This is a genomic window from Kluyvera intermedia (genome assembly GCF_021440345.1).
GTDB classification, from domain to species: domain Bacteria; phylum Pseudomonadota; class Gammaproteobacteria; order Enterobacterales; family Enterobacteriaceae; genus Kluyvera; species Kluyvera intermedia_A.
In genome coordinates, this window is the sequence record NZ_JAKCNS010000064.1 from 1 (window position 1) to 23,791 (window position 23,791).

Below are 23,791 nucleotides of genomic sequence, written 5' to 3' on the forward strand. Positions count from 1 at the left end.
TCCAATATAATAACGTTACTGTATCAAACAAATAATTAATACTGCTGAATGAAGTTACTGGCAGGGTTAACTAAAGCAGTATTGCATATCAATTTATGCACAATCACTTAGAAAACATAAAAAATATAATAAGTAAAATTAAAACTAAGCCACACTAATTTATAACTCCTTAACCATTCCCAGTTTGAATTCTTTGGGGGCCATACCGCCCTTCTTACGGAAAAAACGAGAGAAATAAGTAACATCGCTAAATCCTAAGTAATCAGACACTTGCGTGACAGTCATACTGGTGTACTGCAGGCTTCTTTTCGCCTCAAGCAGCAGTCGTTGATGCAAGACCCCTAACGCGCTGGTATCGTGAAATTCCCGGCACAAACAGTTCAAATGCGTCGTCGAGACCCCCAGTTTTTGCGCATATTCAGCAATCGAGAGATGCTCACGATAGTGGCTTTCCATCAGACGTGAAAAATTGCGCAGCACGACACGTTTGCGCTCACTCTTGTCTTCCACCGCTGCCACCTGCGCTCCTTGCCGATTAAGCCAAACCAGCAGCGCACTAAGTAGCGAGTAGAGCATCATTTCTCGCGCATCATTATCTTCAGTGTATTCATTAAGTAACGTCGTAAATAGCGTCTGAATATGCCGATTCGATCGTTTAACCGGAATACAGCCAGGCCGGCTAAGTACGTCTAGCTGGCGGCCAAACTGCGTTTCCAGACGACTCAGCAAAGGCAGAGCTAGCGAGAGAACATATCCCTGCGTACCCGGCGAAAAACGAAAACCATGTACGCATAGCGATGGTACGACCTGAATGCTGGCCTCAGTCACCACCCTACGTTCTCCTTCAACCTCAATCTCCGCTTGTCCTTTGTGCAGGTAGAGCAGTTGTACCAGCTCGGCATGTTGATGCACCCGGATATGCCACTCATACAAACTGCTGCGCTGGAGAATCGACTCACAATGCAACAGCTCAGGCGTCGGCCAGCCCATTTGTTCACCATAGAGCTTAAAGACCGGCACAATATCCACCGACTGCACCGCACCTCCCGCTCTTTTCATGCTTTATTCCACTTTTTCATAAGGCAATCCAACATAGTTTTCCGCAATCGTGGTCAGGCCCGCGCGCGATCCAAGATAGTATTGGCGGTCCGCTTCCTGCATTTTTCTGTCAAACGCGCTCTTGTCCTGGAAATCATGCAGAAGATGGGTCATAAACCAGCTAAACCGCTCACCTTTCCACACGCGATTCAGCGCCAGCTGCGAATATTGAGCTAACAAATCTATACGGCCATGGTGATAATACTGTCGCAAGATGCGCCACAGATAATTCACGTCCGATACCGCCAGATTCAGCCCTTTTGCGCCAGTCGGCGGCACAATATGCGCCGCATCCCCGACGAGGAACATACGGCCAAACTGCATTGGCTCCACCACATAGCTCCGCAGAGGCGCAATGCTCTTCTCAAGTGAGTGACCAGTTACTAACTTCTGGCTTAACTCATCCGGCAAGCGGCATTTCAGCTCATTCCAGAAGCGTTCATCCGTCCACTGCTCAACCTTGTCGCTAAGCGGCACCTGCAAATAGTAGCGGCTTCTTGTTAGTGAGCGCTGACTACACAAAACAAACCCGCGCTCGTGGTGCGCATAAATCAGTTCCGGGTTAACCGGCGGGGTGTCCGACAGCAGCCCCAGCCAGCCAAACGGCCAGATGCTTTCATACTCGCGCAGGATCTCGCGTGGAATACTCTGCCGGGAAACACCGTGGAACCCATCACACCCCGCAACAAAATCGCACTCAATTTTGCAATGCTCGCCGTCCTTCACGAAGGTGACATACGGTTTATCACTTTTTAGGTCATGCAACTCAACTTGCTCAACGCCATAAATCGTCTGCGCCCCACTGGATTCACGCGCTTCCATCAAGTCACGAGTGACCTCCGTCTGCCCATACACCATGACGCTTTTACCGTGCGTCAATTCGCTGAGCGGTACTGGAATTCGTTTATCCGCAAAAAGAAACTCAACGCCATGGTGAATCAGCCCCTCGGCATCCATCCGACGGGAGACCCCCGCCTCACGCAGCAGCTCGACTGTGCCGTTTTCAAGGATCCCGGCGCGAATACGCCCCAGCACATACTCTGGCGTCTGGCGCTCCAGGATCACGGTTTTAATCCCGGCATTGTGCAGCAGCTGTCCAAGCAGCAGCCCTGAAGGCCCGGCACCGATAATGGCAACTTGCGTGTTCATAGGATGACCTCACACCTTGGTTAATTATTTGTTTATTTTGTGTATTGATAAAGTTTCAAAATGCATTTTTGATAAGTCGGACGGGAAAGAGAAGGCCATATTCCGTTCAAAAATTGCACTTTCGAACAGTTTTAGAAAAGTGTGGGCCACATCAACTCTTTGCTCTCATGCAAATGTCGCCGAATTTTTGCACATTGTTTGATCCTGACCGGATAGCCTCTACGCGCTCTTCGGGTAAAAATAGGTCATTACACAGACGTTTTTCGGTACCAGGTCATTATGGAAGTCGATCAGTCAGAACAACGAGTTATTACCCGGCTCTGTATTCAGTGCGGTCTTTTTTTATTGCAGCACGGGGCAGAAAGCGCTCTGGTGGAAGAACTCTCTACCCGGCTCGGACGCGCGCTGGGAATGGACAGCGTCGAAAGCGCAATCTCATCAAATGCGATTGTCCTGACCACCATCAAGGATGGGTTGTGTCTCACCTCTACGCGTAAAAACAGCGATCGTGGCATTAACATGCACGTCGTCACCGAAGTGCAGCACATCGTGATTATGGCTGAACACAAACTGCTGGATCATAAAGACGTCGCCAAGCGCTTTGCGCAGATTAAACCGCTGCGCTACCCGCGCTGGCTGGTTGTGCTGATGGTTGGGTTGTCATGCGCCTGTTTCTGTAAGCTCAACAATGGCGGCTGGGATGGCGCATTTATCACTTTTTGCGCCAGCACCGTCGCGATGTATATCCGCCAGATGCTTACCCACCGCTCCATGCATCCACAGATTAACTTCGCCCTGACCGCCTTCGTGGCAACGACCGTCTCCGGGCTGATGCTACAGCTTCCGGCATTCCAGCAAACGTCTACCGTGGCCATGGCGGCAAGCGTACTGCTGCTGGTCCCTGGTTTCCCACTGATCAACGCGGTCGCCGACATGTTTAAAGGGCATATCAATACCGGGCTAGCCCGCTGGGCCATCGCCAGCTTGTTAACGCTGGCAACCTGCGTGGGTGTAGTGATGGCGATGACGATGTGGGGGCTACGCGGATGGGCGTAATCGATTTTCTGTTACTACTGACGCAAGACATCGTGCTGTCGGCGATCCCTGCCGTCGGCTTTGCAATGGTCTTCAACGTTCCACAGCGCGCGCTACCCTGGTGTGCGCTACTCGGGGCTATCGGCCACGCTTCACGCTTTGTCATGATGACCTCAGGCTTTAATATTGAATGGGCCACCTTCCTTGCGGCGATGCTGGTCGGCAGTATTGGCATCCAGTGGTCACGCTGGTATCTGGCACACCCGAAAATTTTCACCGTGGCGGCCGTGATCCCAATGTTCCCCGGTATTTCCGCATATACAGCAATGATCTCTGCGGTGAAAATTAGCCATGTTGGCTATACCGAAGAGATGATGATCACCCTGCTGACTAACTTCCTCAAAGCGTCATCCATCGTCGGCGCACTCTCCATTGGCCTGTCAATTCCCGGGCTGTGGCTGTATCGCAAGCGTCCGCGGGTGTAACTACAAAGGCGGCGCGGGAGAGTGCCGCCCTTCCCAAAGCTTGTGCTACTATGTGCAGTATTCGTGCGGACTTCCCGCACCCTTCCCGTTGTTTTTTTCTGTATTGAGATAGTGTTATGTCTTCGCGAATTTTAACGCCCAACGTGATTGGTATTGATGCGTTCAACGCCGATCCCGTTGCTATTCTTGCGCAAACCCAGGGCGGTGCGCTTGCGGTGTTTGCCAATAATGCGCCCGCGTTCTATGCCATTACGCAAGAACGGCTGGCACAACTGCTGGCACTGGAAGAAAAACTATCCCGTCCAGGCAGCGACGTGGCGCTGGATGCGCAGTTTTTTGAAGAACCCACCCCGGCACCTATCGCCGTGCCAATGGGGAAATTCGCCATGTACGCAGGCTGGCAGCCGGATGCGGAATTCCTGCGCCTTTCCGCGCTATGGGGCATTGCGCTTAGCGAGCCCGTGACGCCGGAAGAGCTGGCTTCGTTCGTTGCCTACTGGCAAGCTGAAGGCAAAGTGTTCCATCACGTACAGTGGCAGCAAAAACTGGCGCGCAGCGTGCAAATGGGCCGGGCAAACGGCAGCAACCAGACGCGCCGCGATATCAATACGGTCAGCGAGCCTGACAGTCATATTCCACCGGGTTTCAGAGGTTGAGCATGAAAGACGTTGGCGAATTAATGAAACGCTTGCAGAAGATGATGCCAGCACATATCAAACCGGCGTTCAAAACCGGCGAAGAGCTGCTGGCCTGGCAAAAGGAACAGGGCGAGATCCGCGCTGCGGCGCTGGCACGGGAAAACCGTGCCATGAAGATGCAGCGCACCTTCAACCGCTCCGGTATTCGTCCGCTGCACCAGAACTGCTCGTTTGATAACTACCGCGTCGAAAATGAAGGCCAGATGAACGCGCTGGCCAAAGCACGCCAGTACGTCGATGAATTCGACGGAAACATCGCCAGCTTTATTTTTTCCGGCAAACCGGGCACAGGTAAAAATCACCTGGCGGCGGCCATCTGCAACGAGCTGCTGCTGCGCGGTAAATCGGTACTGATCATTACCGTCGCCGATATTATGTCGGCAATGAAAGAGACTTTCGGCAATCGGGAAACCAGCGAAGAACAGCTGATAAGCGATCTGAGCAACGTCGATCTGCTGGTTATCGATGAGATCGGCATGCAGACCGAATCACGCTATGAAAAAGTGATCATCAACCAAATCGTCGATCGTCGTTCTTCATCCAAGCGGCCAACCGGTATGTTGACCAATAGCAATCTGGAAGAAATGAACAAGATGCTGGGCGAGCGCGTGATGGACCGTATGCGCCTGGGCAACAGCCTGTGGGTCATTTTTAACTGGGATAGTTATCGCAGTCGGGTGACTGGCAAAGAGTATTAAGATAAATCCGGTGAATGAGAAGCGTATACTCATCAGGTTAACTTTTACTTGCACACACGAGTCCATCCATGAAATCAGTAAAATCGATGCTTTGCCGCATCATCATTGCTAGTGCGTTTGTTTCCACTGCGGCAGGTGCCGTATCGCTACAAGATCTGAGCAGCGCAGCGACCCAGCTTACCGGCGGCAACAGCACCACCCAAAGCGGCGGTTCTTCACTCTCGTCCTTAACCAGCCTGCTTAACGGCGGCAGCCAGTCATTGAGTTCCAGCTCCATGAACAACGCGGCAGGGATCATGCAATACTGCGCGAAACAGAAACTGGCTTCCGTCACCAACGTTGATAACGTGAAAAACCAGGTGCTGGATAAACTGGGCCTTAGTACCCCAGCCGAGCAGAAAAAAGACACCGGCTACATGGACGGTATTGAAGGTCTGCTGAGTGCCAAAGATGGCCAGAAGCTGGATCTCGACAGCTTAGGTAATACCGAACTGGGCAAAAAAGTAAAAACCAAAGCCTGCGATCTGGTGCTGAAACAGGGCGTTAACTTCCTTTCCTGATGCCTTTTTACGATGAATGAGATCCTTCATCTCATTCATCGTAAATATTCCGTAACACAAAAAATCGTCTATTTCTAAACCAATTCTGAATAACACCACACTTTGATCACATTAGAATTGCAGACAGATGACGACACAATTAAATTGTGAAGTTAATTTCTGTTCAGCCAGCACACCTGGCGCTGTCGAGGATGTGAAGTGTCAGAGTTGTTATCTCTCGTACTATTTCTGGCTTCTATCGCGATTTACGCGTGGAAGGCGGGGCGTAATAAATGGTGGTTTGCTGCCACCTTAGCGGTACTGGGCCTGTTTGTGGTCCTGAATATTACGCTGTACGCAAGTGACTACTTCACCGGCGATGGCATCACCGATGCGGTGCTCTACACCCTGACCAATAGCCTGACGGGCGCGGGTGTCGGCAAATACATTCTCCCAGGGCTGGGTATTGTTGCCGCGCTGGTCGCCGTATTTGGTGGGTTAGGCTGGCTGCTGCGCCGTCGCCGCCATCATCCCCATCACTTTGGCTATAGCCTGCTGGCACTGATTCTGGCCGTCGGGTCAGTGGACGCCAGCCCGGCATTTCGCCAGATTAGCGAGCTGGTAAAATCGCAATCGCGTGACGGCGATCCTGACTTCTCGGCCTACTACAAAGAGCCGTCGAAGACGATCCCAAATCCAAAATTAAACCTTGTCTACATCTATGGTGAAAGCCTTGAGCGCACCTACTTTGACGAGCAGGCCTTCCCTAATCTGGCCCCGGAACTGGGCGCGCTAAAGAACGAAGGGCTCGATTTCAGTCACACCATGCAGCTGCCGGGCACCGACTACACGATTGCCGGAATGGTCGCCTCTCAGTGTGGTATTCCGTTGTTTGCGCCGTTTGAAGGTAACGCCTCCGCCTCGCTTTCGAGCTTTTTCCCGCAGAATATCTGTCTTGGCGATATCCTGAAAAACTCCGGCTACGAAAACTACTTCGTTCAGGGCGCCAACCTGCGCTTTGCCGGCAAAGATGTGTTCCTGAAATCGCACGGCTTTGATTATCTGTACGGCGCGGAAGAGCTGAAAACCACCGTTGCCGACCCGGCCTACAAAAATGACTGGGGCTACTATGACGACACCGTACTCGATGAAGCCTGGAAGAAATTTGAGACCCTCTCCCGCGAAGGGAAACGTTTCTCATTGTTTACCCTAACCGTAGACACTCACCATCCGGATGGTTTCATTTCGCGCTCCTGTAACCGCAAACGCTATGACATCAACGGTAAAGCCAACCAGTCATTTAGCGCGGTGGCCTGCAGTCAGGAAAATATTGCTGAATTTATCAATAAGATAAAAGCATCGCCGTGGTTCAAAAACACCATTATCGTCGTCTCTTCCGATCACCTCGCGATGAAAAATACCGCCTGGGATGAGCTGAACAAGCAGGACCGCAGCAATCTGTTCTTCGTGCTGCGTGGCGATAAACCCGACACGCAGGATCTGCTGGCGGTGAAGCGTAATACCATGGATAACGGCGCCACGGTGCTGGATATTCTCGGCGGCGACAACTTTATCGGCCTTGGCCGCAGCAGCCTGTCCGGGCAATCGCTTTCCGAAGTGTTCCTTAACATGAAAGAAAAAGTGCTGGCCTGGAAGCCTGACGTTATCCGCCTGTGGAACTTCCCGAAAGAGATCAAAGCCTTCTCTATCGATACCCAGAAAAACATGATCGCATTCTCCGGCAGCCATTTCCGCCTGCCGCTGCTGCTGCGCGTTTCGGATAACCGCGTTGAACCGCTGCCGGAAAGCGAGTACTCCGCGCCGCTGCGCTATCAGCTGGCTGATTTCGCCCCGCGCGACAATTTCGTCTGGGTTGACCGTTGCTACAAGATGGCACAGCTGTGGTCACCAGAGCTCTCGCTTTCCACCAACTGGTGCGTCTCACAGGGCCAACTGGGCGGTGAGCAGAAAGTACAGCAGGTCGATAAAGCGATATGGAACGGCAAAACCGAGTTCAAAGATACGGTTATCGATATGGTGCGCTACAAAGGCAATGTCGACTCGCTGAAAATCGTCGATAACGATATTCGCTACAAGGCCGACAGCTTTATCTTCAACGTTGCCGGCGCGCCGGAGGAAGTGAAGAGCTTTAGCGGCATCTCGCGTCCTGAATCCTGGGGCCGCTGGTCCAACGCGCAGCTGGGTAAAGAGGTGAAAATTGAATATCAGCACCCGCTACCGAAGCGCTTCGATCTGGTGATCACCGCCAAAGCCTATGGCCCTAACGCCAATCAACCAATCCCGATACGCGTGGGTAAAAACGAACAGCTGTTGACGCTGAACAACGACGTCACCACCACCACGCTGCACTTCGAGAACCCAGCGAACGCCAATACGCTGGTGATCGTCCCGCCGGATCCGCAGTCGACTAACGATGGCAATATTCTCGGCCACTCCCCGCGCCAGCTGGGCATTGGCATGGTAGAAATCAAAGTAGTCGCCTCAGAAGGCTAATTCCATCGCGCCCGGTAGTCATCAAGCTGCCGGGCCTATCCCCAAAGCAGGCCCTATGATCTTCTCCTGTCGGCCTACGAGCCAACTCGATGTTGCCGCCTTGCCCGCTATTGAGCGTGCAGCCGGACAACGCTTCACCCAAATACCTGAACTGGCCTGGCTTGCCGAGGGGCCCGTTATTTCCGTGGATCAGCACCAGCAGGCCGCATCTGATGGCCTGAGCTGGGTTGTGCTGGCTGGCGATTGTCCGGTCGGCTTTCTGCTGGCTGAAGCGCAAGATGATTCGCTGTTTATTACCGAAATATCGTTGCATCTGGCATGGCAGGGGCAAGGCTTAGGTCGCCGGCTGATTGATTTTGTAGCGGCAGTGGCAAGGGAGAGAGGCTTTACATCGCTGACGTTAACGACATTTCGGGAGATACCGTGGAATGCGCCATGGTACGCGCGGATGGGGTTTGAAATTTTGCCAGAGGCGACGCTAGACGTCGCACTCCGACAGAAACGACAGGAAGAAAGTGCGCATGGCTTTGCATATGAATCACGCTGCGCCATGCGCCTGATGCTGGATTAACGCGCCCGGTAGGCGCGCAACGGCATCAGAAGGTTTCCCAGTTTTCCCCAGTGTCGGTGACAGCTGCTTTACGCAGCGTCGTCGGCGCAGCCGCAACCGTACTCGCTGGCTCACGCGCCGCCGCAGCCTGGCCTTGTTGAATACGGAATACCGCCACCGCCTGTGTCAGACGGCTCGCCTGCTCTTCCAGCGCGGCAGCCGCCGCCGCCGACTCCTCCACCAGCGAGGCGTTCTGCTGAGTCACGCGATCCATCTCGGCAACCGCCAGCCCAACCTGGTCGATACCGCGGCTCTGCTCATCGGACGCCGAGGCGATTTCACCCATGATATCGGTCACGCGGGTGACTGCATTCACGATTTCATCCATGGTTTCACCGGCGCTTTCCACCAGCGTAGAACCAAGATCGACACGGTTTACCGAATCTTCAATCAGGCTCTTAATTTCACGAGCAGCCTGGGCGCTACGCTGTGCCAGGTTACGCACTTCGCCCGCGACCACCGCAAAACCACGCCCCTGCTCGCCTGCACGTGCGGCTTCAACCGCGGCGTTCAGCGCCAGAATGTTGGTCTGGAAGGCAATGCCGTCAATGACGCTAATAATATCGGCGATTTTCTGCGAACTGGCGGTGATGTCGCGCATCGTCTGCACCACGTTATCCACCACTTTACCGCCCTTCTGCGCGGTTTCCGACGCGCTCAGCGCCAGATGGCTGGCCTGACGGGCGTTTTCGGCGTTCTGCTTCACGGTAGCGGTCAGCTCTTCCATGCTGGCTGCTGTCTCTTCCAGAGAAGCGGCCTGCTGTTCGGTGCGGGAAGAGAGATCGTTGTTGCCCATCGCGATTTCGCTGGCACCACTGTAAATCGCATCGGCACCCTGACGCACTTCACCCACGGTACGCGCCAGCTCGCCCTGCATATGACGCAGAGAGTGTGCCAGTTCGCCCATTTCGTTGTGGCTCTCGACATCAATACGCTTCACCAGATCGCCACCAGCGATATGACGAATGCTGTCGATTAAACGATTCAGTGGAGAGATAAGCGTTTTGCGCACACCCAACCAAACGGAGATGATCACCGCCAGTACCGCCACCATCACGGCAAACAGGATCCACATCGCCTGGGTGTAAGACGCATTGCTATCTTTCACCGCCAGATCGTACAGACTGTCGTTCTGCTGCAGGTAGTTGACGTAGGCTTTCTCAAAACCATCCTGATAGCCCTGGGTTGGCTGATCGAAGAAATCATTGATCTTGCCTGCCCCCAGCAGTTGAATAAGCTCTGCCAGCGCACCGTGGTAAATATCGTAGTTACGCTTAATTTCCAGCGCAGCCGCTTCGCTTTGACGCGGATCGCGCGGCAATGCTTCATATTCGGTCCAACGCTTTTCCGCTTCCCCCAGAGATTTGCTGGCAATCTGCATCAGTTCAGCGACGGTTGCACCGCTACCGATATTATTCTGATCCATCATGTAGCGGATCCCGGCGCGGTTTAAGGTATTGCGCGTTTGCAGCAGTGCAACCCAGCTACCGTTTAGCCCGGACTGCTGCGTACGCACCGTTTGCAAAATGGTGAAGTTCTCTTTGTCATGCTTCAGGGAGTTAAAGAACAAGCCACCTGATGCCAGCTGCAACAGGCCAAACAACACCAAAACCAGCACAAGGCTGGTGACGATTTTAAGACGGTTTAACATGTTTCTCTTTCCTTTAGACGAATAACAAATTTTCGGCGGGGAAAAGAAAAACTTTATAGAAATTATGCCTATTAATGCGCGGCAAAATCGCGATATTACGTTAGTACCGCGCCGCCACTGATGGGCGGCGCGACGGGTTTATCCGCGCAGAGCACAGATTTCATCATACAGGCTGCGTGAAAGTGCCAGCCCCTGTTTTTCACTCTGCAAACGCGCCAGATAGCGCCGCTCGCCGGGCAGTCTCGCCCCTTGCGCTTGCATACCGTCAAATAACGTCTCTGCGCGCGCTAAATGCACCGGCGCCTCATCACCTAAGAACCGCTGTGGATCAAGTGCCAGAATCAGTTCACCACCGTACGGCAGACCACCAGCACCGCTATCCCAGGCCAGTGATTCCGCGCTGGTCATATCGCCAATCAGCGGCCCGGCAAACAGTTCAACCATTGCCGCCAGCGCCGAGCCTTTATGCCCGCCGAAGGTCAGCATGGCTCCGTCCAGCACCGCTTGCGGATCGGTTGTCGGCTGCCCATCGCTATCAATCCCCCAGCCTTCAGGAATAGATTTACCTGCCCGCTGGTGCAGCTGAATTTCACCGCGCGCCGCCGCGCTGGTCGCCATATCAAAGATAAACGGATGTTTATCGCCACGCGGCCAACCGAAGGCAATCGGGTTAGTACCAAACAACGGCTGGGTTCCACCCGCCGGTGCAACCCAGGCATGGCTTGGCGTACAGGCATAACCGACCAATCCGACATCGGTCAGCGGTTCAACATCGGCGAACAGCGCAGAGAAGTGTACGCAGCGGTTAATCGCCAGTGCCGCGATACCGCAGTGGCGGGCTTTCTCAATCAACAGCGGCAGCGCCTGTTCATAAGCGCACAGCGAATACGCGCCCTGGGCATCCGCCTTTACGATAGCCGGAGCCTGATCAACGATAATCGGCTCGGCGTCCGGAGACACTTTGCCCTTACGCAATGTCTCAACGATCCCCAGCAGACGCCATAGTCCGTGCGAAGCGCAGCCGTCGCGCTCACCGGCCGTGACGTTACGCGCGATAGCTTCGGCGTGAGGTTGCGAAAAACCATTTGAGCGCAGCACGTCAAAAGCCAGCTCATACGCGTCATTGAGCGCGATGTTTACCGTCGTCATTCTTCTTCTCCATATTGTCGGGCAGGTTTAAAGCATAGAGGGAGGCGCGGGTTTTACTGGGTTAACCAGGTGATTTACATCACATTTATATTCATTCGCGCCAGAGATATTCTCTCCAGACTCTATCACGCCTTTAGTCCACTGTGGACTATTGATGGTGTTTCGTTCATCGGTATAACCTGACTCAAAGAAGTGCAACCAGCCGCAGGAGCGCCGGCCCGAACAAGACAGCCGGGGGAGCTTGTGTCGCCTTGACGGGCGACATCTTCCTTAACCTGAAAAAACTTGAGATCTCAATCACATATTTCTTCGTTGCTCAGCGCTTGTCCAACCGCTTACCCCCGCACGTAACCGCTTAGCCTCCACTTTCAACCGCTCACTCACTTACCCAACTTTACACGCGCGTCGGTCTGGCAAACTTGTCGTCAGCATAACGATCAATACCTCCTCAACCCCAAACTCAAAACAACGGCAGCTTCGGCTGAATATTCATCCTATAAAAACCAGGTTTTACTATGGATACTAAAAAGCTATTCAAGCACATACCCTGGGTGATTCTCGGAATCATCGGTGCGTTTTGCCTCTCGGTCGTCGCTCTGCGCCGCGGTGAGCACGTTAGTGCCCTGTGGATCGTCGTAGCGTCGGTTTCCGTTTATCTGGTGGCTTATCGCTACTACAGCCTGTACATCGCTCAGAAGGTGATGAAGCTTGACCCGACGCGCGCGACGCCGGCGGTCATTAACAACGATGGCCTGAACTACGTGCCGACCAACCGCTACGTGCTGTTCGGCCACCACTTCGCCGCTATCGCCGGTGCCGGTCCGCTGGTTGGTCCGGTACTCGCCGCACAGATGGGCTACCTGCCGGGTACCCTGTGGCTGCTGGCGGGCGTGGTACTGGCGGGGGCGGTACAGGACTTTATGGTGCTGTTTATCTCCACGCGCCGTAACGGTTCGTCGCTGGGCGAAATGGTCAAAGAAGAGATGGGCCGCGTGCCGGGCTCCATCGCGCTGTTTGGCTGCTTCCTGATCATGATTATTATCCTGGCGGTGCTGGCGCTGATCGTGGTGAAAGCCCTGGCAGAAAGCCCGTGGGGCGTGTTCACCGTCTGCTCGACCGTGCCGATTGCGCTGTTTATGGGTATCTACATGCGCTTTATCCGCCCGGGCCGCGTCGGCGAAGTGTCGGTGATTGGTATCGTGCTGCTGGTGGCCTCGATTTACTTCGGCGGCGTGATTGCGCACGACCCGTACTGGGGCCCAGCGCTGACCTTTAAAGACACCACCATCACTTTCGCGCTGATTGGTTACGCCTTTATCTCCGCGCTGCTGCCGGTATGGCTGATTCTGGCACCGCGTGACTACCTTGCTACCTTCCTGAAAATCGGCGTTATCGTCGGCCTGGCGCTGGGGATCGTCATCCTCAACCCGGATCTGAAAATGCCAGCAGTGACCCAGTACATCGACGGTACCGGCCCGCTGTGGAAAGGCGCAATGTTCCCGTTCCTGTTTATCACCATCGCCTGTGGCGCCGTTTCTGGCTTCCACGCGCTGATCTCCTCCGGTACTACGCCGAAGCTGCTGGCGAACGAAAACGATGCTCGCCTGATTGGCTATGGCGCAATGCTGATGGAATCCTTCGTGGCAATCATGGCGCTGGTTGCGGCTTCTATCATCGAGCCAGGTCTGTACTTCGCCATGAATACCCCACCGGCGGGCCTGGGCATCACCATGCCAAACCTGCATGAAATGGGCGGCGAGAACGCGGCGCTGATTGCCGCACAGCTGAAAGACGTTACCGTACATGCGGCAGCGACCGTCAGCTCCTGGGGCTTCGTCATCTCCCCTGAGCAGATTCTGCAAACGGCGAAAGATATCGGCGAACCGTCGGTTCTGAACCGTGCAGGCGGCGCACCAACGCTGGCCGTTGGTATCGCACACGTGTTCCACAAAGTGATGCCGATGGCCGATATGGGCTTCTGGTACCATTTCGGGATCCTGTTTGAAGCGCTGTTTATCCTCACCGCGCTGGACGCCGGTACCCGTGCTGGCCGCTTCATGCTGCAGGATCTGTTGGGGAACTTCGTGCCGTTCCTGAAGAAAACAGACTCTCTGGTGGCAGGCGTTGTAGCAACTGCGGGCTGTGTCGGTCTGTGGGGTTACCTGCTGTATCAAGGCGTTGTCGACCCGCTGGGCGGCGTGAAAAGCCTGTGGCCGCTATTCGGTATCTCTAACCAGATGCTGGCCGCCGTGGCGCTGGTGCTGGGTACGGTTATCCTGATTAAGATGAAACGCTCTAAATACATCTGGGTAACGACTATCCCTGCAGTATGGCTGCTTATCTGCACCACCTGGGCGCTGGGCCTGAAACTGTTCAGCACCAACCCGCAGATGGAAGGCTTCTTCTACATGGCCAGCCAGTACAAAGAGAAAATTGCTGCCGGTGGTGAACTGACCGCCCAGCAGGTCGCCAACATGAACCATATCGTGGTTAACAACTACACCAACGCCGGCCTGAGTATTCTGTTCCTGGTAGTGGTGTACAGCATCATCTTCTACGGTTTCAAAACCTGGATGCAGGTGCGCAATAGCGATAAACGTACTGACAAAGAAACACCGTACGTGCCGGTTCCAGAAGGCGGCGTGAAAACCTCTTCACACCACTAAACCTGATGCCGGATAGCGCTACGTTTATCCGGCCTACCGCAAATGCAGGCCCGGTAAGCGTAGCGCCACCGGGCTTTTTCTATCTGGATGGCACAATGTTTGGTAACTTAGGACAGGCAAAAAAATACCTCGGTCAGGCGGCAAAAATGCTGATCGGCATTCCGGACTATGACAACTACGTTGAGCATATGCAGACCAACCATCCGGATAAACCGTACATGACCTATGAAGAATTCTTCCGCGAACGCCAGCAGGCACGCTACGGCGGCGATGGAAAAGGCGGCATGCGCTGCTGCTAAAAGGAGACCACATGGCACCGATTGCAGTTACCCTACTTACCGGATTCCTCGGCGCGGGGAAAACCACCCTCCTGCGCCACATTCTCAACGAACAGCACGGCTTTAAAATTGCCGTCATTGAAAACGAGTTTGGCGAAGTCTCCGTTGACGACCAGCTGATTGGCGATCGCGCCACCCAGATTAAAACCCTGACCAACGGCTGCATCTGCTGCACCCGCTCCAACGAACTGGAAGACGCGCTGCTCGACCTGCTGGATAACCTCGACAAAGGCACCATCAGCTTTGACCGTCTGGTGATCGAATGCACCGGCATGGCCGACCCCGGCCCAATCATTCAAACCTTTTTCTCCCACGAGGTCCTGTGCGAACGCTATCTGCTGGACGGCGTGATTGCGCTGGTTGACGCGGTCCATGCCGACGACCAGATGAACCAGTTCACCATCGCACAATCGCAGGTCGGCTATGCCGATCGCATTCTGCTGACCAAAACCGACGTGGCGGGCGACGCCGAAAAGCTCCGCGAGCGCCTGACCCGCATCAACGCCCGCGCGCCGATTTATACCGTCGTCCACGGCGATATCGACCTGTCGCAGCTGTTCAATACCAACGGTTTTATGCTGGAAGAAAACGTCACCTCTAAGCCGCGCTTCCACTTTATGGCCGATAAGCAGAACGACGTGTCGTCTATTGTGGTCGAGCTGGATTACCCGGTCGATATTAGCGACGTGTCGCGAGTGATGGAAAATCTGCTGCTGGATTTCGCCGACAAGCTGCTGCGCTACAAAGGGATGCTGTGGATTGATGGCGAGCCCAACCGCCTGCTGTTCCAGGGCGTACAGCGCCTGTACAGCGCCGACTGGGATCGTCCGTGGGGCGATGAAGCGCCGCACAGCACGCTGGTGTTTATCGGCATTCAGCTGCCGGAAGATGAAATCCGCGCCGCATTTGAAGGGTTACGCAAATAGCCGCATCGCCATTGCCCTCTCCACCCGGAGGGGGTAATAAAATGCGTAGAAATGTAAATTTACATTTTCGTGTGCGAAGATTGAGACGTTTTCGGAAATTATTAAAAAGCCAATTAATTCACATCCAACCAATTCCCGCCGCTCTGTTCAGCGTCCGTTTAGCCAAGCGCTAAACAGGTACTAAACGTCAAAAGATTAAACATTGACGTCGTTAAAAGCATACCAATCAACAACATCACAAAGTAAACCCATTAACAAAACCAGCATAAAAAATCGACTTACCTCACATTTGCAGCGGTAAACAATGATTGTTAAGGTGTCCGCAGATTAATTCTGATGACGAGGTATACACCATGAAAAAGCTTAATGTCCTTCTCCTTTCCGCTCTGACCGCCGTATCCGGTTCCGCACTGGCCATGGGGGGCAGCATTGAGCAGGGTAAAAACTTCACCAATCTGAATGTTGAAATGGGTAAATCTTCATCCGGCCTGTATACCGAAGGTAACTGGCTCAAGAATACCGATGATGGTACTCAGACCGGCGGCGTCGGTGCAGGCTATAACCTCGAAGTGGGCCCGGTGATGCTGAATGCCGGCGCGAAAGCCATCTACATCGGGCCGAAAAAAGGCGATAACGGCGTAGCATTCCCAATCGGCGGCGGCGTTAGCGTTGCGGTAACCGACAGCATCAATGTGTTTGGTGAAGGCTATGTCGCGCCAGAAGGGCTGAACAATAGCGTCAAAAACTACGTTGAAGCCAACGGCGGCGTAAGCTGGACCCCAATCACTCCGCTGACCCTGAAAGTGGGCTACCGCCACGTGAGCGTTGATGGCAAAGACGGTCGTCCTGGTCACACCCTGGTTGACGGTGCCTATGTGGGCGGCGGCGTGACTTTCTGATAAAACAGAAACGCATACGTACCTGATAAAAAACCTGCCAGAAGGCTAACACCGTCAGTTTAAGATTGAGATACCCGGGGCGACCACCGGGTTTGGCGTCCCTCCGGGAACCCAATCCCGGCGTTTCCCCTAATCGCTTTGCTTAAGTGAACGATGTTAGCCGGAAGGCAGGTTTTTTATGTGCGCCATTCGCGATGTGCGGCCACCTGCTTCTGGCTAACAAACTCTTTAATTCCCAATCACACTGGCAGAACACTTGGTTTGTCGCGTGCAATCAGGTTTCCAACCTCGCCCCCGCATAAGAAGCCGGGGGATGCCAAAGCATTACCGCTGAACCTGCAGAACCTCCTGAGACTCTTTGTGCTCGTCAACTTCCTGAGACGTTAACCACAGCGATTTGCGGCCAAAGCTCTCGTACATTTTCAGCTGATCGTCATAGTGTTTATCGGCCTTACCATCCGGGGCGATAGAACCACTTTGCCCCGGTGCAACCACATCCCAGGCGAGAACCGGGCGATTCCCCGAGGTTGGCGAGAAGACAATCATGTCATTTTCCGTGCCGCGGTTCTGGTACTCCGCCTGATGCCGCGCCTCTTTTGCTGCCGCCTGCGGCACGCCGAAGAAGTTATTGGCCCGGAAGGTAAGCGCCATGGCCGGGGTTTTCCAACCGGTGACGTCGTTACCATAGCGTTTTGACAGCGTCTGCCAGGCGTCGTCCAGCGCCGCCAGAACCACTTCCTGCTGCGGTTTCCCGCCAAACAGATCGACCGCCTGCGGGATTGGCGACTTATCGCCCTGCAGAGCTTCGTAAAGGATCTTCGCTCCGACGCTGATGTTCAGCGAGCCGGTTGGCCCGTCCTGCGTGGTTTCATAGCCGCTGGCGCTGTACCACTTGCCAAACGGCGCCGGGACCGCAGCAACCACCGTGCGTTTGAGCATACTGGTCAGCCAGGCGTTGAGAATCGCTGAACCCGGTTGCTGATAGGTTTTTCCGTCATCGTTGACAAGGTTTTCACCGTCCCAGGTCGCCAGTTTATCCACCAGCTGGCGGCGCGGATCGTTTTCCGCCAGACTCGCGGTGGCTTCCTTCAGCGTCGGTAAAAACAGGCGCAGGTTGAGATCCCGACGGCTGGTTTGGCGGATCACATCCCACGCCTGATCGGCGGTGAAGCGCGGTTGCTTATCGAGGATCGTGTCGATCTCAGTGACGCGATCCGCTCCGCCCCACAGGAACGCGAACAGATCGGAGGCCGGGTAGTCTTTTTGCGGCGAGTTGTTCCAGTTGGCGATATAGCCCGACTGCGGGTTATACACTTTCGGGTTCAAATCAAACGACAGCAGCCCTTTCCAGTCCCATTTTCCGGTGCCAGGAACCGGCAGGCGCGGGTCGTGGCCGGGCTGGCGATCCGGATAGGCGCCGGTATGCACATAGCCGATATTGCCGTTCACATCGGCGTAGTACCAGTTGATGGTCAGCGCCTGTTTGGCCGCCTGCTGCGTCCACTCCTGCCAGTTTTTGGCCTTCATCTGGTGCGTCCACGCCAGCATGGACGCCACCTCTTTGCCATCCCAGGCGCGCGCTTTCGCATAGGCGGTCTGCGTCGCGGTATCGGTTTTGATGACGTTGCCGTGCAGCGTGCGCCAGACGGTAAAGGATTCCGGCTGGCCGTCTTTGACTGCGATGGTCTCTTTGCGGCTCAACATCTTCACCCACTCGCCGTTATGCTGATAATAGCCCGGCTTATCAGCGGAGAGTTTTTCGGCAAAGATGTCGACATCATCGCCAAAACCGGCGGTGGATCCCCATGAAATAGTGCCGTTGTGACCAAAAACGAGGCCAGGATAGGCAAACGGCGTATTGCCGGTGACGTCATAGCCCGCGCCGTGCAGGCCGATACCGTAGGTGTACGCCGGGGCATACCAGCCAAACTGCGGCCCATTGACCATAATGGCCTTCGCATCCTGGGCTTTGTTTTTGCCAATCACCCACATATTACTGGTGGTCGGGTAGCCAGCCAGGCCGTTAGCGCCGCTTTGCGCGAACTGCGCGGCGATAGTTTCCCGGTTCTTATCGGCAGTCAGCGCCAGCAGCGCGCCATCGGCCCCTTTTGCCGGGCGATCGAGCATCGGTGCCGGTTGGTCGTAGCGCGGCAGCAGCGCCGCCGTTTGCGTGTTTTGCAGATCAAACTTCAGCGGATAGGCGCTTTCCTGCGCCGCAATGGTGGTTGGCGCGGAAGGATTCACCAGCCATTTCAGCTGGTTAAAGACCGCCATGCCCTGCTGCTTGCCGTACTTATCCTTCAGCGCCGTCAGCAGCGCCAGGTTATCAATCTCGCTGGTGCTGTCAGAGAAACGGTTCGCCATGGTGCCGACAAAAATCATCGCCACATCAAACGGTTCCCAATGCTTTGGTTTAAAACCAAAGGTGGAGAACTGCTGCGGTAACAGCTTATCGGGGCTGGCGTTCACTTTATCGATCCACGCATTCATGCCATCGGCATAGCCCTGAAAAATGGATTTATCCTCAGCGGAGAGGGAGGCTATCTGCGCGCGAATGGAATCCGGCCAGTAGTTCTGGCGAATATCTTTATCAAAACTGACGAACGCTTTGCCCAGCACCTCGGAGACGGTCCCCTGAGTACTGCGGCGCGCCATTTCCATCTGGAACAGGCGATCCTGCGCCACCACGTAGCCATAGCCGTAAAACAGTCGATAGGTATCATCGGCGTAAATATGCGGCATGCCGTATTCATCGCGAACGATCTTAACCTCGGTTGGCGGGCTTGCCGCCAGCGCTGACAGGCTAGAACAACAGATCAGGGAAGTCATAATACCGTTCACGATCATACGATTTCTATTTTTCATTGTATCCTCTTGCAGGTGTATGATTAGCGAATTGATACTAGCAATCACATTGATTTAATGTATTTCATGCGAATAGTTTCCACGCGAACTGTGAGTTGTGATATGAATTATTGATACAATAAATAACTAAATGTGATCTAAAGCGAATCATTTCAATTTTGCTTTTACTTGCATAGCCCTGCCGATACCGTCTGGATGTGGTATATAAAAATAAACCCACAAGGACGAGCCCATGACCACACCGCGCGAAATCCACCAGACCTTCATCCGCACGCCCGGGCTTGAGCTGCGCAGCACCTGGCAGAGCACTCAGGCGTACAAACGCCACAGCCATGTTCAGCTGTCGATCGGTGCAATCCTTGAAGGGAACACTCGCTGCATCTGCCAGGGACAGGAATATCTGCTGGCACCCGGCGATCTCATCGTGATCCCGGCCAACGCGCCGCACAGCTGTAACCCGCTGCAGGGGCAGCCACGCAGCTATCACATGCTGTATATCGACACGCCACTCGACTTTGGCCAGCAGCTTCTCCGCGACGATGCGCTGTTCGGCCTGCGGGATCTGGATGGCCACCGTGGTGCTGCTGTGGGATCTGCTGCTGGTCATGCTGATTGCGTTACCGCAGGTGCAGCACCGTCTTAAGCATCTTATCTGGAGGATTGAACGCCTGGCGGGCAGTATTCTGCTGGTCTTCGGCGGCTGAGTTTTGTGGCACGCCTTTGTGGGATAAGACGCATAGGGCGACAAAGAGCAGCTGTCGCCCTATCTCCCTTTAATACACATCGTTTCTACGCAGCCCGACATCTTTTAGCTGTTCATCGCTCATTCCCTGCAAAATGCGCCGCGTTTGCCACAAAATCACCTGTTTTTTGATAAAGCGCCACACCAATACAAAGCCGATAAACGGCTGTCTTGCCCGATTCTCGTGAAATTCCATACTCCACCTCCTCACCTTGTCAGAGGCTTTATCTTCACGTATTTCCCGTCGAACAATACAGATTCAAAAAACACTTTTATTTAACATACAGATTCGCTAAAACGGTATCTGCGTGCGGTTTTTGTCGCCTGACTGTACTGGTTTTTTAATCTGTATGGCGATAACTGGGGATACAGCGATGACGCGTTACCAACATCTGGCCAATCTGCTGGCCGAACGTATTGAACAAGGGCTGTATCGCCACGGCGAAAAACTCCCCTCCGTACGCAGCCTGAGCCAGGAACACGGCGTCAGCATCAGCACCGTACAGCAGGCCTATCAGACGCTGGAACAGCGCCAGCTGATCACCCCGCAGCCGCGATCCGGCTACTTCGTTGCGCCGCAGAAGGCCCAGCCTCCGGTACCACCGATGTCGCGCCCGGTGCAGCGCCCGGTAGAAATCACCCAGTGGGATCAGGTGCTGAACATGCTGGACGCCCGTAACGATAAGTCGATTATTCCCTTCGGCGGCGGCTCACCGGACGTCACCCAGCCAAGCCTGAAGCCGCTGTGGCGCGAAATGAGCCGCGTGATACAGCACAATATCGTCGACGTGCTGAGCTACGACGAGCTGGCCGGTCGCCGCGAGCTTCGCGAACAGATCGCCCGCCTGATGCTCGACGGCGGATCGGTAGTCAACGCCGACGATCTGATCATCACCAGCGGCTGCCACAGCGCACTATCGCTGGCGCTGCTGTCAGTGTGCCAGCCCGGCGACATCATCGCCGTCGAATCCCCCACCTACTACGGCACCATGCAGCTGCTGCGCGGTCTGGGGCTGAAAGCGATAGAGATCCCCACCGATCCCAATACCGGGATCAGCGTCGAAGCGCTGGAAATGGCGTTAGATCAGTGGCCGATCAAAGGGGTGATCCTCGTCCCCAACTGCAACAACCCGCAGGGTTTCATCATGCCCGACGCCCGCAAGCGCGCGGTGCTGAATCTCGCCCAGCGCTACGATATCGTTATTTTTGAAGATGATATCTACGGTGAGCTGGCAACCGAATACCCGCGCCCGCGCACCATTCACTCATGGGATATCGACGGCCGGGTGATGCTCTGCAGTTCGTTTACCAAAACTATTGCTCCCGGACTGCGCATCGGCTGGATAGCCCCTGGCCGCTACTACGACAAGCTGCTACAGATGAAATACGCCGCCAACGGCACCAACGTCCCCTCGACGCAGCTGGCCGCCTCCAACTTTATTCGTGAAGGCCACTACCACCGCCACGTCCGCCGGATGCGGCAGATCTACCAGCGCAACATGGAGATCTACACCTGCTGGCTGCGCGAGTTTTTCCCCTGCGGGATCTGCGTCACGCGCCCGCTGGGCGGCTATATGCTGTGGGTCGAGCTGCCCGAGCAGGTAGATATGGTGTGCGTGGCGAAACAGCTGTGCCGGATGAAGATCCAGGTGGCACCGGGATCGCTGTTCTCGGCTTCGGGAAAATACAGAAACTGCCTGCGGATCAACTGCGCGCTGCCGCCGATTGAGAAACATCGCGAGGTGATGGTGCAGCTGGGGGAGGCGGTGAAGGTGGCGATGGAGTGAGATAGGTCCACCGCCCACCAGAAAGATTAAGAGGCGGCGCTAACCGCTGATTCAGCGCTATTCGCCGCATCCTGTGGCCTTGAAACCGTGCGACTTTTACTGCCGTCGACGCCGACTGCAATCTCACCTTCGACCGTCACCCGACGCACGACGCGCGGCTGGGTACCGTAGTCGTTCACCGCATAGTGCTGGGTGCTGCGGTTGTCCCAAATCACCACGTCGTCCTGCTGCCACTGCCAGCGCACGGTGTTATCGAGGCGGATAATACGGTTTTGCAGCAGCTCGAACAGCTGTGCAGACTCGCGCGAGCTAAAGCCCACCAGCCGTTTCACAAAGTGCCCCAGCAGCAGCGCGCGTTCGCCGCTAACCGGGTGGACGTGCACCACCGGGTGTTCGGCTTCCCACAGCGCAGAGACGAATACCTTTTGATGGTGCGCCAGACGGTGCGTTTCCACTACCGTGCGCTCGGCGCCGTAGTCATAGTCATTGCTGTGCACCGCGCGCAGGGTGTCGACGAAGCGTTTTAAGGTCTCCGGCAACTGTTCATAGGCGCGGGCGGTGTTGGCCCACACGGTGTCGCCGCCGTATTCCGGGATGGTGACGCCGCGCAGAATAGAAATTTTCGGGAACGCGTCAACGAAGGTGACGTCGGTGTGCCAGGAGTCGGCGCGGCCACCGCCTTTCGAGGCGTCGAGTTCAAACAGTTTGGTGCCTTCCGGGGACGGTACCGTCGGGTGAGGCACAATCTTGCCAAACCGCGCGCCGAAGGCCTGATGTTCAGCATCGGTGAGATGGCCCTGCTGACGGAAGAACAGCACTTTATATTTGACCAGCGCCGCCTCCACCTGAGCAAACGTCTCGGCATCCAGGTCTGCGGAAAGATGAATGTCGCGGATCTCCGCGCCGATATTGCCCGCCACGCGACGTAAATTTAATAAAGGAAAATCGGTATCAGCAGTCTTCACAGCAGTCATGATTGCGCCCCTTTAAATGGTCAGAAACCCGAATATAGAAATATTCCGCCGGGTGACAAAGTCGACTTTGTGATATTGATAGCTGTCAGGCGGGATAACCCATTCCCCTAAGCCAATGAATTAGGGGAAACGCCGGGCATCTCAATCTACAATGTGCGCCAGAACCGGGTACATTGCCTGATACCCTACGCCTTATCCGGCCTACCGTTTATCTTGCTGACAGGAGTCCTTATGACCACGGAAATCACCCTCACCCCCGCCGAGCGCGAACGGCTGCGCGACCAGCTTTCCGACTACTGCTCAGAACATTTTGAGCTGGAGCTGGAACAGTTCGACGCCGAATTTTTTGTCGATTTCGTTATCGATAAACTGGGCCCGGCCTTTTACAACGCCGGGATCGAGGAGGCGATTCGCACCCATTTAGCGTGGAGCGAGCGCATTCAGGAAGAGATGGATGTGAAGAAAATTTTATGACTCAACACACTGTGATTTATTCTCTGCGCGAACACCCACAGAAAATGGCAGCGGTTATCGCCTACTTCCAGCAGCAATGGGCATCGGAAGAATCGATGATGGTTTACGACGACGCGCTGCGCCGCACGCCGGGGGCGAAAAATCCGTTGCCGCAGTGGTACTGGCTGCAGGACGGCGAGCGGATTATCGGCTGCGCGGGACTGATTACGAACGATTTTATCAGCCGCGGCGAGCTCTACCCGTGGCTGTGCGCGCTCTATATCGACCCCGATTATCGCCAGCAGGGATTGGCCCGCCGGCTGATTGACCATATCGCCCAGCACACCCGCGAACTGGGGTTTGACCAGCTGCATCTGTGCACCGATATCGAAGGGTTTTACGAGAAAGCGGGCTTCGTTTTCAACGGTCTGGGCTATCACCCATGGGGCGAGTCATCGCGGGTCTACACGCGAGAGTTAGGCATTTAAACCGGCGCAGCGCTGTCCAAAACGCTG

At 54.9% G+C, this 23,791-nt stretch carries 21 protein-coding genes and 2 pseudogenes; 16 read left to right on the top strand and 7 right to left on the bottom strand.

Annotated features, from left to right (window positions below):
- Nucleotides 1-159: 159 nt before the first annotated feature.
- Together LZ634_RS17140 and pobA are read right to left on the bottom strand one after the other, a co-directional pair.
- Nucleotides 160-1,059, bottom strand: a complete 900-nt coding sequence (locus tag LZ634_RS17140; RefSeq protein ID WP_234507397.1) for a helix-turn-helix domain-containing protein — start codon at nucleotides 1,057-1,059, stop codon at nucleotides 160-162.
- Nucleotides 1,060-1,062: 3 nt separating this feature from the next.
- Entirely contained in the window at nucleotides 1,063-2,247 is a 1,185-nt protein-coding gene (gene pobA / locus LZ634_RS17145; protein ID WP_234507399.1) for a 4-hydroxybenzoate 3-monooxygenase, read from the bottom strand.
- A 279-nt stretch (nucleotides 2,248-2,526) separates the two neighbouring features.
- Here pobA and LZ634_RS17150 point away from each other — a divergent pair, with 279 nt between their 5' ends.
- The 7 genes from LZ634_RS17150 to LZ634_RS17180 all read left to right on the top strand — a co-directional run bounded on the left by LZ634_RS17150 (nucleotide 2,527) and on the right by LZ634_RS17180 (nucleotide 8,787).
- Nucleotides 2,527-3,303: a threonine/serine ThrE exporter family protein gene (locus LZ634_RS17150; RefSeq protein WP_234507401.1), complete on the top strand. Its 777-nt coding sequence runs from the start codon at nucleotides 2,527-2,529 to the stop codon at nucleotides 3,301-3,303.
- Nucleotides 3,294-3,767 (top strand): threonine/serine exporter, encoded by a 474-nt coding sequence (locus LZ634_RS17155; RefSeq protein ID WP_234507403.1) that lies wholly within the window; start codon nucleotides 3,294-3,296, stop codon nucleotides 3,765-3,767. The genes LZ634_RS17150 and LZ634_RS17155 overlap by 10 nt, the downstream gene beginning before the upstream one ends.
- Nucleotides 3,768-3,883: 116 nt before the next feature.
- Nucleotides 3,884-4,423, top strand: coding sequence for a primosomal protein DnaT (gene dnaT / locus LZ634_RS17160; RefSeq protein WP_234507405.1), 540 nt, complete (start codon nucleotides 3,884-3,886; stop codon nucleotides 4,421-4,423).
- Nucleotides 4,424-4,425: 2 nt separating this feature from the next.
- On the top strand, nucleotides 4,426-5,163 hold the full coding sequence (dnaC, locus tag LZ634_RS17165) for a DNA replication protein DnaC (RefSeq protein ID WP_061283068.1): 738 nt from the start codon (nucleotides 4,426-4,428) through the stop codon (nucleotides 5,161-5,163).
- Nucleotides 5,164-5,231: 68 nt separating this feature from the next.
- The gene (locus LZ634_RS17170) at nucleotides 5,232-5,723 is read left to right on the top strand and encodes a DUF2501 domain-containing protein (RefSeq protein WP_234507407.1); all 492 of its coding nucleotides are present in this window, start codon (nucleotides 5,232-5,234) and stop codon (nucleotides 5,721-5,723) included.
- 198 nt (nucleotides 5,724-5,921) lie between these two features.
- Nucleotides 5,922-8,216: a phosphatidylglycerol--membrane-oligosaccharide glycerophosphotransferase gene (opgB, locus tag LZ634_RS17175; protein ID WP_234507410.1), complete on the top strand. Its 2,295-nt coding sequence runs from the start codon at nucleotides 5,922-5,924 to the stop codon at nucleotides 8,214-8,216.
- A 55-nt stretch (nucleotides 8,217-8,271) separates the two neighbouring features.
- A complete protein-coding gene (locus LZ634_RS17180) occupies nucleotides 8,272-8,787 on the top strand; it encodes a GNAT family N-acetyltransferase (RefSeq protein WP_234507412.1) in 516 nt (171 codons plus the stop codon).
- Nucleotides 8,788-8,812: 25 nt separating this feature from the next.
- Here LZ634_RS17180 and tsr read toward each other — a convergent pair whose 3' ends face one another.
- Together tsr and LZ634_RS17190 are read right to left on the bottom strand one after the other, a co-directional pair.
- Nucleotides 8,813-10,477 (bottom strand): methyl-accepting chemotaxis protein, encoded by a 1,665-nt coding sequence (tsr, locus tag LZ634_RS17185; RefSeq protein WP_234507414.1) that lies wholly within the window; start codon nucleotides 10,475-10,477, stop codon nucleotides 8,813-8,815.
- 138 nt (nucleotides 10,478-10,615) lie between these two features.
- Entirely contained in the window at nucleotides 10,616-11,626 is a 1,011-nt protein-coding gene (locus LZ634_RS17190; RefSeq protein ID WP_234507417.1) for an Ldh family oxidoreductase, read from the bottom strand.
- A 515-nt stretch (nucleotides 11,627-12,141) separates the two neighbouring features.
- Between LZ634_RS17190 and btsT the strand changes: the two genes are divergently transcribed.
- The 4 genes from btsT (at nucleotide 12,142) to LZ634_RS17210 (ending at nucleotide 16,455) form a co-directional block, all read left to right on the top strand.
- Nucleotides 12,142-14,292, top strand: coding sequence for a pyruvate/proton symporter BtsT (gene btsT / locus LZ634_RS17195; RefSeq protein ID WP_052283215.1), 2,151 nt, complete (start codon nucleotides 12,142-12,144; stop codon nucleotides 14,290-14,292).
- A 95-nt stretch (nucleotides 14,293-14,387) separates the two neighbouring features.
- Nucleotides 14,388-14,591: a YbdD/YjiX family protein gene (locus LZ634_RS17200; RefSeq protein WP_035893372.1), complete on the top strand. Its 204-nt coding sequence runs from the start codon at nucleotides 14,388-14,390 to the stop codon at nucleotides 14,589-14,591.
- A gap of 11 nt (nucleotides 14,592-14,602) precedes the next feature.
- Entirely contained in the window at nucleotides 14,603-15,556 is a 954-nt protein-coding gene (yjiA, locus tag LZ634_RS17205) for a GTPase (protein ID WP_234507418.1), read from the top strand.
- 353 nt (nucleotides 15,557-15,909) lie between these two features.
- Nucleotides 15,910-16,455 (top strand): YfaZ family outer membrane protein, encoded by a 546-nt coding sequence (locus LZ634_RS17210; protein WP_234507420.1) that lies wholly within the window; start codon nucleotides 15,910-15,912, stop codon nucleotides 16,453-16,455.
- 324 nt (nucleotides 16,456-16,779) lie between these two features.
- Here the strand turns inward: LZ634_RS17210 and LZ634_RS17215 are convergent, their stop codons facing one another.
- Nucleotides 16,780-19,320, bottom strand: coding sequence for a penicillin G acylase (locus LZ634_RS17215; protein WP_234507422.1), 2,541 nt, complete (start codon nucleotides 19,318-19,320; stop codon nucleotides 16,780-16,782).
- Nucleotides 19,321-19,552: 232 nt separating this feature from the next.
- Between LZ634_RS17215 and LZ634_RS17220 the strand changes: the two are divergent.
- Both LZ634_RS17220 and LZ634_RS22770 read left to right on the top strand, forming a co-directional pair.
- A pseudogene (locus LZ634_RS17220) lies at nucleotides 19,553-19,870 on the top strand (AraC family ligand binding domain-containing protein); the annotation flags it as partial.
- A 7-nt stretch (nucleotides 19,871-19,877) separates the two neighbouring features.
- Nucleotides 19,878-20,024: pseudogene (locus LZ634_RS22770) on the top strand (LysE family translocator); the annotation flags it as partial.
- Between the two features lie 69 nt (nucleotides 20,025-20,093).
- Here LZ634_RS22770 and LZ634_RS17225 read toward each other — a convergent pair.
- Nucleotides 20,094-20,258, bottom strand: a complete 165-nt coding sequence (locus LZ634_RS17225) for a DUF1127 domain-containing protein (RefSeq protein WP_234507424.1) — start codon at nucleotides 20,256-20,258, stop codon at nucleotides 20,094-20,096.
- A 178-nt stretch (nucleotides 20,259-20,436) separates the two neighbouring features.
- Between LZ634_RS17225 and LZ634_RS17230 the strand changes: the two genes are divergently transcribed.
- A complete protein-coding gene (locus LZ634_RS17230; protein WP_234507426.1) occupies nucleotides 20,437-21,849 on the top strand; it encodes a PLP-dependent aminotransferase family protein in 1,413 nt (470 codons plus the stop codon).
- 26 nt (nucleotides 21,850-21,875) lie between these two features.
- Here LZ634_RS17230 and LZ634_RS17235 read toward each other — a convergent pair whose 3' ends face one another.
- Nucleotides 21,876-22,823 carry a TauD/TfdA dioxygenase family protein gene (locus LZ634_RS17235; RefSeq protein ID WP_234507428.1) on the bottom strand — a complete coding sequence of 316 codons (948 nt, stop codon included), beginning with the start codon at nucleotides 22,821-22,823 and terminating at the stop codon, nucleotides 21,876-21,878.
- A gap of 231 nt (nucleotides 22,824-23,054) precedes the next feature.
- Between LZ634_RS17235 and LZ634_RS17240 the strand changes: the two genes are divergently transcribed.
- A complete protein-coding gene (locus tag LZ634_RS17240) occupies nucleotides 23,055-23,297 on the top strand; it encodes a DUF2164 domain-containing protein (RefSeq protein ID WP_061283084.1) in 243 nt (80 codons plus the stop codon).
- Entirely contained in the window at nucleotides 23,294-23,764 is a 471-nt protein-coding gene (locus tag LZ634_RS17245; RefSeq protein ID WP_234507430.1) for a GNAT family N-acetyltransferase, read from the top strand. The genes LZ634_RS17240 and LZ634_RS17245 overlap by 4 nt, the downstream gene beginning before the upstream one ends.
- The last annotated feature ends 27 nt before the right edge of the window (nucleotides 23,765-23,791 follow it).